The sequence below is a fragment of the Commensalibacter oyaizuii genome (assembly GCF_029953265.1).
In the GTDB taxonomy this organism is placed as follows: domain Bacteria; phylum Pseudomonadota; class Alphaproteobacteria; order Acetobacterales; family Acetobacteraceae; genus Commensalibacter; species Commensalibacter oyaizuii.
In genome coordinates this window covers 1,110,311-1,122,211 of the sequence record NZ_JASBAO010000001.1, presented here as the reverse complement: position 1 = coordinate 1,122,211, position 11,901 = coordinate 1,110,311, and the positions used below count along the sequence as shown (strand labels likewise).

Here is an 11,901-nt window from a genome sequence, read left to right as displayed (position 1 = left end):
CGATTCATATGAATCGACCCTTTATTGAATAACAAAGACCTTAACGGTACAGTGATACCTTATTCAGCAGCGTTGCTTAGTGCTTCAACAGAAACGAGTACATTTCCTTTAGCACGGCTTTCAAAGCGTACGTTACCATCAATAAGGGCAAAAATTGTGTGGTCACGACCTAGACCAACGTTTCGGCCTGGTTTAATTTTTGTACCACGTTGACGAACAATGATGTTGCCAGCAATGACACTTTGTCCACCAAATTTTTTAACACCTAGACGACGACCTTCTGTATCGCGTCCGTTTCTAGAGGATCCGCCGGCTTTTTTATGTGCCATGATTTATCTCCTGTCTTTTAGTATGATTGTTTGGCGATATTAATTAAGCAGCATTAATTTCGGTAATGCGCAAAACAGTTACAGGTTGACGATGTCCGTTTTTACGGCGGCTATTTTGACGACGACGTTTTTTAAAGATAATTACTTTTTTCAAACGGTCTTGGGCGATCACGGTTGCTTTTACAGAAGCGCCTTGTACAAGTGGGGCCCCAATTGTGTTGGCTCCATCTTTTCCTACAGCTAAAACTTCAGAAAAAGTGACGGTATTTCCTGCTTCTACATCAAGTTTTTCAACTTTTAGTACCATATCAGGTGTAACGCGATATTGTTTTCCACCAGTGCGGATAATTGCAAACATTGTAAACTCTCTATATCTTGCAAACTCTTGTTATAAATGATTATTAACAGAGTTTCTTTTTTTAATATTGGCTTTGCATGGATAAATATCAACAAAGCATGATTATTAGAATTTTGACTTATATCTATTTTTTACCAGAAGAGTCAATAATTAACTCTATCATTTATAGGGATTTTTAACGTAATAGAATAATAATAGATAAACCAACTTGATTAAACTAAAGATTCAGCTTTAATATATAAGAAATTATAGACCTAGATTTCGGGAGAGGTGCCAGAGTGGTTGAATGGGATGGTCTCGAAAACCGTTGTGCATTTATTTTGTACCGTGGGTTCGAATCCCACCCTCTCCGCCATAGATTAATTTAATGTCGATATCAAATTTAATTCGATTTTGTATAAAATGCATTTTGCAAATAAACTTGTTTGGTTTATTTAAGTAATATTTTCAAAAATTTAGAACAACAAATTAAGATATAGCAGGATTTGTGTAGGATTTTGAAAAAAAATATTCTCTTGAAATATTAAAAAAGTTTAGATAAAGCTTTTTTGCATTATCTATTATGCAATTTAAGAACAACGATGCCATTTGGTAAATATTAAAATCTCAAATATTTGAATATTTACTTTTGGCCTCCTGAACCAATTTGCATGTAGGGGCCTTTAATATGGTTGTTAGTTGTTTGTGTACAATTTGATAAGCATAGTAAGGATAGAGGAAACAATATATAGATTATTTTAAATCTCGTCGTCATGTGAATATGCTTTATAATTGTATCAAATTGTTATTGAACTAATGGTATAATATTTCAAGAACACTGTCGACAGTAAACCTTTTCAACAAAGAAATTTGTATAAGCTAATAAAATAAAGCTATTTATTTCTTTGTACAAATTTTGGGAATTTTATAAGGTTTCTTGCTTTGGGTAGAGTAAATATTTATAAAATTATCTTGTAAAATAATATTTATTATATATTTTTGTTTTTAGTCTTGTAAATTAAAGTATTTAGTATGGCTTTTGGATAAATAACAATGGAATTAGAAGAAAAGAAATTGTCGCTATTAGAATTGACGGTGAAGGTTGTATCATCGCATCTTTCTAATAACACAGTAAATACGGATCAATTACCAGAATTAATTCGTCAAGTTCACCAAACATTAACCTCTATAGAAAAGAATGGTGCAGAAACAGAAAAACTACAACCTGTGGTCCCTGTGAAACGCTCTGTTTTTCCTGATTATATCATCTGCTTGGAAGATGGTAAGAAGTTGAAAATGTTGAAAAGACATATTCAAAGTGCTTATGGATTAACACCAGAACAATATCGTGAACGCTGGAATCTGCCCCCCGATTATCCAATGGTAGCGCCAAATTATGCTGAACGTCGTTCGAGTTTAGCACGTGAGATCGGTCTTGGTCGTAAGAATGTCGTAAATAGTAAGGCCGAAGGCCGTTTTCGTCGTGGCCGTAAAGAAGAATAATTGACGGTAACAAATACTGTTTAATATCAATTAAGAAGAATATATTTTGACGAAGTATATCACACCTACTATAAATTAGTATTTTGTTTCACATAAATACTTTTATTCTTAAGGCTAAGGTTAGATGCAATTAGAAAGCGATATATTATTAGAACGTCAAAAGATGCGGCGTAAGCTTATTTTATGGCGCTGCTTTGCCATTGTTATTTTTGTGCTCTCGATTGTACCGATATTAGCTACAACCATGTCTTCTAAGATGAATAACCTTAGTGATCATTTGGTAAAAATGAAGATTGAAGGGGTTATTTCCTCAGATGTTTCTAAGCAAGTTCAATTAATTGATAAGGCTTTAGATAATAAATCTGTAAAAGGCATGATTTTATATGTGAATAGCCCTGGTGGCGCCGTTACGGGGGGTGAGCAATTACACGATGCAATTTTACGTTTTGCAAAAAAGAAACCTGTTGTCGTTAGTATGGGCGGGGTTGCTGCATCAGCTGGATACATGATTTCTGTGCCGGCAAAACGTATTTTTGCTTTAAATTCAACACTGACAGGGTCGATTGGAGTTATTATGCAAACACCTGATATCTCAGGTCTATTGGATAAAGTCGGTGTTAATGTTGATCAATTGGTTTCTGGCCCATTAAAGGGGCAACCTTCAATGGTTAAGCCTTTATCCCCTGCAGGTCGTGAAATGTTACAAGGGCTAATTACTGATTTTTATGATCAGTTTGTGAATATGGTCGCACAGGGACGACACATGGATATTGCTAAAGTCAAAGAGCTTGGTGATGGTCGTCCTTATACGGGACAACAAGCGGTAAAGTTAGGGTTAGTAGATCAAATTGGTACTGAAAAAGACGCAAAATATTGGTTGATTACATCAAATCATTTGCCTAAGAATATCAAAGTTATCGAATTAAAAAGTGACCAACCTAAAAAGTGGTTTGCACGCTTTCTTGGTGAAACTCTTGGGGTTTCTGTAGACAGTGTAATACAGCAAATTCTTTATAAAGACCGTCTTCATCTTGGTGGTGCCGTAGCAATCTGGCAACCATAGAAAAACCAAAATTAAATTGTATTGAGTATTATAAATGACTAAATCTGAACTTATTTTAGAGATTGCGGCAGCGCATCCTAATTTACTATTAAAAGACATTGACTTGATCGTTTCAACGATATTTGACGAAATTGAATCCTCTTTAGCAAAAGGAGGCAGAGTTGAATTACGTGGTTTTGGTGCTTTTTTTGTTAAAAATCGTAAGGCTAGAACAGGACGCAATCCAAGAACGGGTGATCCTGTGGATGTAGAAGAAAAATATGTTCCGTTTTTCAAAACAGGTAAAGAGCTAAGACAACGCGCTAATCAACAGTTAACGGATAAATAATATAAAGCAGGGGATACGGTATGAGCGGGGCAGAAATATGTAAGGTTGTTCCGGTGATTTTATCCGGTGGAACTGGAAGCCGATTGTGGCCCGTATCCCGTGCAAGTTTTCCAAAACAATTATGGCCGCTTTTAACAGAACGGTCAATGCTTCAAGATACTGTATTACGGGGAATCGGGTCTATGTTTACAGACCCGATCATCGTTTGTAATAACGATCACCGTTTTTTGATTGCGGAACAGTTACGCGAAATCGGTATTGAAGAAGCCCAGATTTTATTAGAACCTATTGGAAGGAATTCCGCCCCTGCTATTGCAGCGGCAAGTTTACTGGTTGCTGAAAAAAATCCAAACCATACATTGTGGGTGATGGCTGCTGATGCCGTTGTTACAGAAACGCAAAAACTAGTTGATTTCGTTCAAGAAGCAGCAATTTTAGCAAAGAAAAAGAAGATCATTACCTTTGGTATTCAGCCAACTCGGCCAGAGACTGGGTATGGTTATATTGAAAAAGGTAATAAAATTGATCATAGTCGTCATGGGTTCGAGGTAAAGGCTTTTACTGAAAAACCAAATCTTCAGATGGCCTCTCAAATGATTGCTTCAGGGCGGTATCTTTGGAATTCGGGTATGTTTGTATTCATGGCTGAAACCATGCTGCAAGAAATGCAATTACATACACCCGAATTATTGTCGTCAGTAAAAACTGCTATAGATCGTCGCAAAACCGACCTGTGTTTTGAACGAATTCATCTAGAAGATTTTATTAAGGTTCCCGATATTTCAATTGATTATGCTATTGCTGAAAAAACTGAACATATGGCTGTGATTGCTGCTGACTTAACGTGGTCAGACATAGGCAGCTGGGACGGTTTGTGGGATATCAGTAATAAGGATGAACAGGGCAATGTATCTATGGGGAAGGTCTTTTTGGAAAATACCCATAACAGTTACGTGCGATCTGAAGATGTTGTCACTGCCGTAAATGGATTGGATGATGTGGTTGTCGTAGTGACAGGTGATGCTGTTTTAGTAACGCACCGCAGCAAATCCCAAGATGTCAAAAAGATCGTAGAAAAGTTGCTAGCAGCCAATCAAAAAGAGGCATTTGCCCATAATCGATGTTATCGCCCCTGGGGATATTATGAAACGTTAGCCAGCGGACATCGTTTTCAAGTTAAGCAGCTGGTAGTCAGTGTTGGTGCTCAGCTCTCTTTACAAAAGCATTATCATCGTTCTGAACATTGGGTTGTTGTCTCTGGGGTCGCCGAAGTTACAAGAGGGGATGAGGTCATTTTGGTTCAAGAAAATGAGAGTGTATATCTACCTCTTGGTACCTTGCATCGTTTAAAGAATCCTGGATGTATTCCTTTAGTAGTTATTGAAATCCAATCAGGGTCTTATTTGGCAGAAGATGATATCGTTCGTTTAGAAGATACATACAACCGTTTAGATTGACATAAAAGTAGGTAAAGACCTACTTTTATACGTAATTTTATTTCATAGACGCAATATAACGTTCGGCTTCTAATGCGGCCATACAACCTGACCCAGCAGCCGTGATGGCTTGACGATAATGTTTATCTTGTACATCACCCGCCGCAAAAATTCCAGGAATGGATGTATTAGGTGTTCCTGGGGTAGTAATAATATACCCTTCATCATCTAGCTGTATTTGATTCTTAAAAAAGGATGTATTGGGTGTATGACCAATGGCAATGAACACCCCATCAATTTCAAGAGTAGAGGTTTCGTTAGTTTTTACATTTTTTAATGCAAGACTTGTGACAGCAGCAGGATTACCACCAGAAAGGATATCCTCTACGACAGTATCCCAAATGACAGAGATTTTGGGGTTTGCCAGCAGTCGATCCTGTTGAATCTTCTCTGCACGTAAAGAGTCACGGCGATGAATTAAAGTAACGTGAGAGGCATGATTTGTTAAGTACAAAGCCTCTTCTACAGCTGTATTTCCCCCTCCGATAACGGCAACTTTTTTACCGCGATAAAAGAAACCATCACACGTAGCACAAGCAGAAACACCATAACCTTGCAAGCGTTCTTCCGCTTCTAAGCCAAGCCAACGCGCTTGTGCACCTGTCGCAATGATTGCTGTGCGCGCTTTGTAAATATTGCCCAAGTCTGTGTGAAAGGTAAAATATCCATCATCTTTAGAAGGGTTTAACAAAGAACATTCAGCAATACTATCCATGACGATATTTGCACCAACATTCTTGGCTTGGCTTGCCATTTGTTCCATAAGCCATGGACCTTGAATGGCTTCTGCAAATCCTGGATAATTTTCCACATCATTTGTAATAGTTAATTGCCCACCAGGTTGCAAACCCGTCAATAATGTAGGTTTTAGGTTGGCTCTTGCCCCATAAATTGCGGCCGTATATCCTGCTGGACCTGCACCGATAATCAGCAAATCCGTAAAAAAAGTTTCTGTCATAATAGCTGTTCCGATTTTTATCGTAGTGACTTTTCAAAAATTATATATAAGTTGTCTATTATATAAAAAGAAGACTATTATTTAACAATAATATTGATAGAAGTATATTCAAAGCGTTGAGCGGATAACAATCATATGGCACAATTAGTAGAACTTGATAAAATTGACTGGTTAATCTTAGACGAGTTGCAAAAAGACGGTCGTATAACGAATATTGACTTGGCTCAACGTGTGGGTATATCAGCCCCCCCTTGTTTAAGGCGTGTAAGACGTTTGGAAACATTAGGGGTGATTAAAAGTTATCACGCCAGAATTGATGTTCTATCTGTTGGTTGGTCTTTATCAGTATTTGTTTTGGTAGGGTTGGACAGTCAAAAGGAAGCTGTTTTAAAAGAATTCGAGACTCAAATGGCTCAGCTGCCCGAAGTGCGTGAATGCCACATGGTGCGCGGGGGGGTTGATTTTTTAATTCGCTTTATTGCCCGCGACGCAGAAGACGAGAATCGATTAACGCACGAATTAACCAGTAATCCACATGTTGCAAGGGTGCAGACCTTACAAATTATACGCACCAGTTTGCAACGTGAGGGCGTTCCTTTGGAAATAGAGGATAAAATATAGTTTGTTTATTATGATTTCGTTTTTTTACAGATCGCAATGACTGGTATGAATGCTTCCGCTGAATCAAATGTTCGTTTGGAACTCAGTGTCATTGTTCCGTGTTATAATGAATGCGGCAATGTTGAACCGTTATTTCATGCTTTAATCAAGGCATTAGAGGGACGACGATGGGAAGCAATTTTCGTTGACGACAATTCTCCTGACGGGACTATACAGCGTGTTTGGGAGCTTGCTCAACAAGATTCTCGTATTCGTGGCATATTGCGCGTGGGCAGACGCGGGCTTTCGTCGGCGGTGATTGAAGGGGTACTGGCCTCTTCTGCACAGTGTGTTGCTGTTATTGATGGGGATATGCAACATGATGAATCTTGTTTACCTGAAATGTTAGATGCAGTTTTAAAAGATCATTATGATTTTGCTGTAGGAAGCCGTCATGTTCAGGGTGGGGATTCTGTTGGGCTTGCTAATCGTTGGCGTCATGTTATTTCGCAAAGCGGTATTTGGCTGTCACAAAAGTTTCTACCTGTAAAACTAAATGACCCGATGAGTGGATTTTTCCTGCTAAGACGTGCATTATTTATTGAGCTATTACCTAGCTTATCTGGGACTGGATTCAAAATCTTGCTAGATTTGGTGATGTCTTGTCCAAAAAATATCCGTTTAAAAGAAATTCCTTTTCGGTTTAGACAGCGTTTGTCAGGGGAAAGTAAGCTTAATTTTAAGGTTATGTGGCAATTTCTTCTAATGATGGCTGAAAAACTGTGGCTTTGTTTTGTTCCCGTTCGGCTGTTAGTGACAATAATTATTTTTATTTTAGGTGTGGTTGGCTTTAAATATATAATAAAAGATTAAGGAATATTGATCAGAGATGAAACAAAAGAAACTAATCACGGTATTTCTGGTTTTTTATATATGAAGAATTCCCCTTTTTTTTGGATGTGTATGGGATTAATGGCAATTACCATAGTCCGTGTAGCCATTGCTGCAAATATTCCGTTATCCCCTGATGAAGCTTACTATTGGATTTGGTCCCAACGACTAGATTATAGTTTTTATGATCATCCCCCTATGGTGGCATTATGGATTAAAGCAGGCTGTTTTTTATGGGGAAATACTGCCTTAGGGATACGGTTTTTTGGTGCAGTTGCTGCATTATTAGGCAGCATTTTTATTTATTTTGCCACCTTTGATTTTAGTGGTTCTTTATTAAATCAGCAATCCAAGAAAAATGCTATTTATGCCGTACTGGCTTTAAACGCAACATTGGCTGTGGGGGTGGGGTCGGTTACGATGACCCCCGACACGCCTTTATTATTTTTTATTTGTATGTTTTTATGGGCATGTGGTCGGTTGCTTAGGACACAAATACCACAATGGTGGTGGATGATTGGCGTCAGTGTTGGCTTGGGATTATTAAGCAAATATACAATGCTTTTACCTGTAATGGGATTGGGAATATGGTGCTTCCTTACCCCGCAAGGCCGCTCTTATTTAAAATCAAAAGAATTATGGGGAGGGGCAGTGGTAAGCTGCCTTGTCTTTTCCCCTGTGATTTTTTGGAATGCACATCATCAATGGATTAGTTTTTTAAAGCAAGGAGGAAGAGCAGGTGATTGGAGGCCTGTGCGTGCTGTACAATTCTTATCTGAATTATTGGGCGGGCAGATTGGACTGTCGACCCCCGTATTGTTTATTTGTTTTTGTTTAGGATTTGCTTATTTAACCCGTAATGTTTTGAAAACAAGGGATCAAAAATCATTATTGTTATGGTTAATGGTCTTTATACCAATATGTATTTTTGTTCAACATGCAATTGGGGATCGCGTTCAGGCAAATTGGGTGGGGATTTTATACCCATTTTTGGCGATTATTGTTGCCGTTTATAGCCATAAATTTCTAAAAGTGGGGATTATTGTTGGTTTTCTTTTAGTCATCCCTATTTATGTTCAGGCAGCATTTGCACTTTTTCCCGTACCGCCAAAATTGGATATTACGTTAAAGCGGCTTGGTGGATGGCAAAATTTTAGCCAAACGTTAAATAGACAAGTCCCAAGTGATCAATCTATTTTTACAGATGAATATGGCTTAGGGGCTGAGATGGCATTTTATATTCCTAAGCGTCATATCATTTCTGTTGACCAAAGATGGAAATATTTTAAAAAGAATGATGATAGCAACGAGCAGAAAGGGTATGGTTGTTTAGTTCGTACTCAACGCCGAAAAGATCAACCTTCCTCAGCATATTTTAAAGATATCCAGAAAGTTGGTGAAATAAAACGCCTCAGAAATAATCAAACTGCAGAAGTTTATACACTATATAAAGTTCGATTGATAAATAATATTGGTCAAGATACGATGCTGTTGCCATCAGCACAATAAGTATTAACTTGCAATTGCTTCAGGTGTCCCGATCTTGCAGGCAGTTTCTACAGCTTCAAGTAATGTTTTGATTCTAAATGGTTTGTCAATTCGTTGGAAAGGTAATTGTGTTAATCGCTGATTTAAATCAAAATTTCCACTCATTAATATAATTTGACAATTTTTTTCGCTTAGTTTTTCCACTAGAACGTAAGGATCACCATCAGGAAGACAAATGTCAACAATGGCTATATCAAAGGTATGATTTGCGTATAGATGGCATGCTTGGGCAAGGGAGTTAGCAAAGTAGATGGTTGGGACCTTGTCTGATAAACTCAATTCTATAAGATCACATATTTCTTGTTGGTCTTCTATAATCAAAATAGAGGTTGAGGTGCGTATCATAAGCTATTCAATCTTCAGTTATTTTTCAAAAATGATTTTTGAATCTTATAACAAAAAATTGATTGATAATATAGGGGTGTTCTTGTAAATATTAATTATTTATTAATTTTTTGAGACTGTTATTAATAGTCATTTATTGGCGCACCCGACAGGAATCGAACCCATAACCCCCAGATTCGTAGTCTGGTGCTCTATCCAGTTGAGCTACGGGTGCGTCTGACATGGCTTTTATCGGATCTTTTTACAGACTGCAAGTCTTTTTTTATATTTTTAGAAAATTAATGTGCAACGGCGTCTGATAAACCGTAATGATTAGGACGATAGAACGTAATATGAGCCCGGCAGTCAGGGGTTCCATAAGTACCAATGATGTTTTCATTTTGTGCCTTACCTTCGAATACTAAATCATAGGGTTTATGTTCCATATCGAATTTATGCAAAGTTGCTACGAAATGGCGTGGTCTTTCTTTTTTATCAAAATCGCCACGTAAAATTAAAGCACCATTGTCAGGGGAAAAAAGAACAACTTTCTTATCAATACGCAGGGCTGCCATACGATCCGTTGGGCATGTGCCTTGCTCGACCTCTAATTTACCCAACCAAAGACCTTGGGGGTGATCTTCTGCTAATTTGCTGCTGCATGCGGTTGCAAATAGTAATGTTAATCCAAAAAAAGTCCCATTTTTAAAAAAACAATTAATTTTCTTTTTAATCATAGAAAGCTCCTGCAAGATTCGATAAAAGCAATATAGTGTATTTAGGGCAAAATTGATTTACCCTTATAAAGGAGAAAGGTAAATTATTTTTAGATGATTCCCTTTTTATCTAAATGTTTTTCGCCTATGTGATATGGAAACATGTTTTTCTATAAGTTTATGAAGAAGTTGGTATAATGACCCAAGTAAGTAACCTTGAACAATCTTTGCATGAAGAAAAGATTCTGATTCTTGATTTTGGTAGCCAGGTAACACAATTAATCGCCAGACGCGTTAGGGAAAGTGGCGTTTATTGTGAAATATGGCCATATACCAGTAAAGATGAGAAGATTCGTTCTTTTGCACCCAAAGGGATTATTCTTTCTGGTGGACCATCAAGTGTTACAGATGAAAATGCCCCCCGTATCCCTGATGAGGTTTTTGCATTAAATATACCCGTGCTTGGGATTTGTTATGGTGAACAAGCGATGTGTCATCAATTGGGTGGTCAAGTGGAGGGCAGTGATCACCGAGAATTCGGCCGTGCGCATGTCGAGGTGGTAGAAGATAGCGCTCTTTGTCGTGGGATTTGGGCCCGAGGCAGTCGCGAACAGGTTTGGATGAGCCACGGTGATCGTGTCGTAAAATTACCGCCAGGGTTCAAAGTTATCGGAACCAGTGAAGGGGCTCCATATGCTATGATTGCAGATGAAGGACGTCGTTTATATGGTGTTCAATTTCATCCAGAGGTTGTCCATACCCCACATGGTTCAGCATTATTAAAGAATTTTACCCATAATATTGTGGGTTGTCACGGCAATTGGACAATGGCAGGGTTCCGTGATTTAGAAATAGAGCGGATTCGTCAACAAGTCGGCGATAAAAAAGTTATTTGTGGACTATCGGGTGGGGTTGATTCTGCAGTTGCTGCGGTTTTAATTCATCAAGCCATAGGCGATCAATTAACGTGTATCTTTGTTGATCATGGCATGTTGCGTCAAGGCGAGGTGGATGAGGTCGTTAAAACGTTTACAGGACGATTTAATATTCCCTTGATTAAACGTGATGCTTCTGATTTATTTTTAAAAGAGTTGGAAGGGGTAACCGACCCTGAAAAAAAACGGAAAACGATTGGTCGTTTATTTGTTGAAGTGTTTGAAGAAGAAGCCAAAAAATTAGGTGGTGCAGATTTCTTGGCACAAGGAACATTATATCCAGACGTTATTGAAAGCGTCAGTGTTACTGGGGCTTCTGTAACGATTAAATCCCATCATAATGTGGGTGGATTACCAGAAAGAATGAATATGCAGTTGGTAGAGCCGCTGCGTGATTTGTTCAAAGACGAAGTGCGCGATTTGGGGCGAGAGCTTGGTATCCCTGAAAATATTGTAGGCCGTCATCCCTTTCCAGGGCCAGGGCTTGCCATTCGTATTCTAAGTGATATTACCCGTGATAAACTGGATTTATTACGTAAGATTGACTCGATTTATTTAGAGGAAATACGCAGTGCAGGCCTTTACGATGCTATTTGGCAGGCCTTTGCGGTTTTGCTACCTGTACGAACGGTGGGTGTTATGGGGGACGGTCGCACATATGACCATGCGTGTGCATTACGAGCCGTAACTAGCGTTGATGGAATGACGGCCGATGTTTATCCATTTGATATGGCTTTTTTAACGCGGGTTGCAGGGCGTATTGTTAACGAGGTGCGGGGCGTTAATCGCGTAACCTACGACATAACATCAAAACCCCCTGGAACCATCGAGTGGGAATGAAATCATAATCAATATTTATGGGAAGTGTATTAC

General features: G+C 38.4%; 13 protein-coding genes and 2 tRNA genes. 9 read left to right on the top strand and 6 right to left on the bottom strand.

Annotated elements, in window-relative coordinates:
• Positions 1 to 59: 59 nt before the first annotated feature.
• Both rpmA and rplU read right to left on the bottom strand, forming a co-directional pair.
• Complete coding sequence (gene rpmA / locus QJV27_RS04975) at positions 60 to 329, bottom strand: 50S ribosomal protein L27 (RefSeq protein WP_281447865.1); 270 nt, start codon at positions 327 to 329, stop codon at positions 60 to 62.
• Positions 330 to 372: 43 nt separating this feature from the next.
• Positions 373 to 687, bottom strand: a complete 315-nt coding sequence (gene rplU / locus QJV27_RS04970) for a 50S ribosomal protein L21 (RefSeq protein ID WP_281447864.1) — start codon at positions 685 to 687, stop codon at positions 373 to 375.
• 264 nt (positions 688 to 951) lie between these two features.
• On the opposite strand from rplU, the gene QJV27_RS04965 reads away from it, so the two are divergent.
• The 5 genes from QJV27_RS04965 (at position 952) to QJV27_RS04945 (ending at position 5,017) form a co-directional block, all read left to right on the top strand.
• Positions 952 to 1,042, top strand: a tRNA-Ser gene (locus tag QJV27_RS04965).
• Between the two features lie 677 nt (positions 1,043 to 1,719).
• The gene (locus QJV27_RS04960; protein WP_281447863.1) at positions 1,720 to 2,169 is read left to right on the top strand and encodes a MucR family transcriptional regulator; all 450 of its coding nucleotides are present in this window, start codon (positions 1,720 to 1,722) and stop codon (positions 2,167 to 2,169) included.
• Between the two features lie 124 nt (positions 2,170 to 2,293).
• The gene (gene sppA / locus QJV27_RS04955; protein ID WP_281447862.1) at positions 2,294 to 3,232 is read left to right on the top strand and encodes a signal peptide peptidase SppA; all 939 of its coding nucleotides are present in this window, start codon (positions 2,294 to 2,296) and stop codon (positions 3,230 to 3,232) included.
• 34 nt (positions 3,233 to 3,266) lie between these two features.
• Positions 3,267 to 3,560: an integration host factor subunit beta gene (locus QJV27_RS04950; protein ID WP_281447861.1), complete on the top strand. Its 294-nt coding sequence runs from the start codon at positions 3,267 to 3,269 to the stop codon at positions 3,558 to 3,560.
• 20 nt (positions 3,561 to 3,580) lie between these two features.
• Positions 3,581 to 5,017 (top strand): mannose-1-phosphate guanylyltransferase/mannose-6-phosphate isomerase, encoded by a 1,437-nt coding sequence (locus QJV27_RS04945; protein ID WP_281447860.1) that lies wholly within the window; start codon positions 3,581 to 3,583, stop codon positions 5,015 to 5,017.
• A gap of 37 nt (positions 5,018 to 5,054) precedes the next feature.
• On the opposite strand, the gene trxB is transcribed toward QJV27_RS04945, so the two are convergent.
• Positions 5,055 to 6,014, bottom strand: coding sequence for a thioredoxin-disulfide reductase (trxB, locus tag QJV27_RS04940; protein ID WP_281447859.1), 960 nt, complete (start codon positions 6,012 to 6,014; stop codon positions 5,055 to 5,057).
• Between the two features lie 135 nt (positions 6,015 to 6,149).
• On the opposite strand from trxB, the gene QJV27_RS04935 reads away from it, so the two are divergent.
• From QJV27_RS04935 to QJV27_RS04925, 3 genes are read left to right on the top strand one after another with little or no spacing between them, the layout of a single operon-like run.
• The gene (locus QJV27_RS04935; RefSeq protein ID WP_281447858.1) at positions 6,150 to 6,635 is read left to right on the top strand and encodes an Lrp/AsnC family transcriptional regulator; all 486 of its coding nucleotides are present in this window, start codon (positions 6,150 to 6,152) and stop codon (positions 6,633 to 6,635) included.
• Between the two features lie 45 nt (positions 6,636 to 6,680).
• The gene (locus QJV27_RS04930) at positions 6,681 to 7,487 is read left to right on the top strand and encodes a polyprenol monophosphomannose synthase (RefSeq protein WP_281447857.1); all 807 of its coding nucleotides are present in this window, start codon (positions 6,681 to 6,683) and stop codon (positions 7,485 to 7,487) included.
• Between the two features lie 60 nt (positions 7,488 to 7,547).
• Positions 7,548 to 9,014 carry an ArnT family glycosyltransferase gene (locus QJV27_RS04925; protein ID WP_281447856.1) on the top strand — a complete coding sequence of 489 codons (1,467 nt, stop codon included), beginning with the start codon at positions 7,548 to 7,550 and terminating at the stop codon, positions 9,012 to 9,014.
• Positions 9,015 to 9,017: 3 nt separating this feature from the next.
• On the opposite strand, the gene QJV27_RS04920 is transcribed toward QJV27_RS04925, so the two are convergent.
• The 3 genes from QJV27_RS04920 to QJV27_RS04910 all read right to left on the bottom strand — a co-directional run bounded on the left by QJV27_RS04920 (position 9,018) and on the right by QJV27_RS04910 (position 10,114).
• Positions 9,018 to 9,398, bottom strand: coding sequence for a response regulator (locus QJV27_RS04920; protein WP_281447855.1), 381 nt, complete (start codon positions 9,396 to 9,398; stop codon positions 9,018 to 9,020).
• A 137-nt stretch (positions 9,399 to 9,535) separates the two neighbouring features.
• A tRNA-Arg gene (locus QJV27_RS04915) sits at positions 9,536 to 9,612 on the bottom strand.
• Between the two features lie 64 nt (positions 9,613 to 9,676).
• Positions 9,677 to 10,114 carry a hypothetical protein gene (locus QJV27_RS04910; protein WP_281447854.1) on the bottom strand — a complete coding sequence of 146 codons (438 nt, stop codon included), beginning with the start codon at positions 10,112 to 10,114 and terminating at the stop codon, positions 9,677 to 9,679.
• A gap of 176 nt (positions 10,115 to 10,290) precedes the next feature.
• On the opposite strand from QJV27_RS04910, the gene guaA reads away from it, so the two are divergent.
• The gene (gene guaA, locus QJV27_RS04905; RefSeq protein ID WP_281447853.1) at positions 10,291 to 11,868 is read left to right on the top strand and encodes a glutamine-hydrolyzing GMP synthase; all 1,578 of its coding nucleotides are present in this window, start codon (positions 10,291 to 10,293) and stop codon (positions 11,866 to 11,868) included.
• Positions 11,869 to 11,901 lie beyond the last annotated feature (33 nt).

Bases quoted from the DNA above. Each gene is read 5' to 3' on its own strand.
- rpmA (WP_281447865.1), bottom strand. From the start codon at position 329: ATGGCACATAAAAAAGCCGGCGGATCCTCTAGAAACGGACGCGATACA.
- rplU (WP_281447864.1), bottom strand. From the start codon at position 687: ATGTTTGCAATTATCCGCACTGGTGGAAAACAATATCGCGTTACACCT.
- QJV27_RS04960 (WP_281447863.1), top strand. From the start codon at position 1,720: ATGGAATTAGAAGAAAAGAAATTGTCGCTATTAGAATTGACGGTGAAG.
- sppA (WP_281447862.1), top strand. From the start codon at position 2,294: ATGCAATTAGAAAGCGATATATTATTAGAACGTCAAAAGATGCGGCGT.
- QJV27_RS04950 (WP_281447861.1), top strand. From the start codon at position 3,267: ATGACTAAATCTGAACTTATTTTAGAGATTGCGGCAGCGCATCCTAAT.
- QJV27_RS04945 (WP_281447860.1), top strand. From the start codon at position 3,581: ATGAGCGGGGCAGAAATATGTAAGGTTGTTCCGGTGATTTTATCCGGT.
- trxB (WP_281447859.1), bottom strand. From the start codon at position 6,014: ATGACAGAAACTTTTTTTACGGATTTGCTGATTATCGGTGCAGGTCCA.
- QJV27_RS04935 (WP_281447858.1), top strand. From the start codon at position 6,150: ATGGCACAATTAGTAGAACTTGATAAAATTGACTGGTTAATCTTAGAC.
- QJV27_RS04930 (WP_281447857.1), top strand. From the start codon at position 6,681: ATGAATGCTTCCGCTGAATCAAATGTTCGTTTGGAACTCAGTGTCATT.
- QJV27_RS04925 (WP_281447856.1), top strand. From the start codon at position 7,548: ATGAAGAATTCCCCTTTTTTTTGGATGTGTATGGGATTAATGGCAATT.
- QJV27_RS04920 (WP_281447855.1), bottom strand. From the start codon at position 9,398: ATGATACGCACCTCAACCTCTATTTTGATTATAGAAGACCAACAAGAA.
- QJV27_RS04910 (WP_281447854.1), bottom strand. From the start codon at position 10,114: ATGATTAAAAAGAAAATTAATTGTTTTTTTAAAAATGGGACTTTTTTT.
- guaA (WP_281447853.1), top strand. From the start codon at position 10,291: ATGACCCAAGTAAGTAACCTTGAACAATCTTTGCATGAAGAAAAGATT.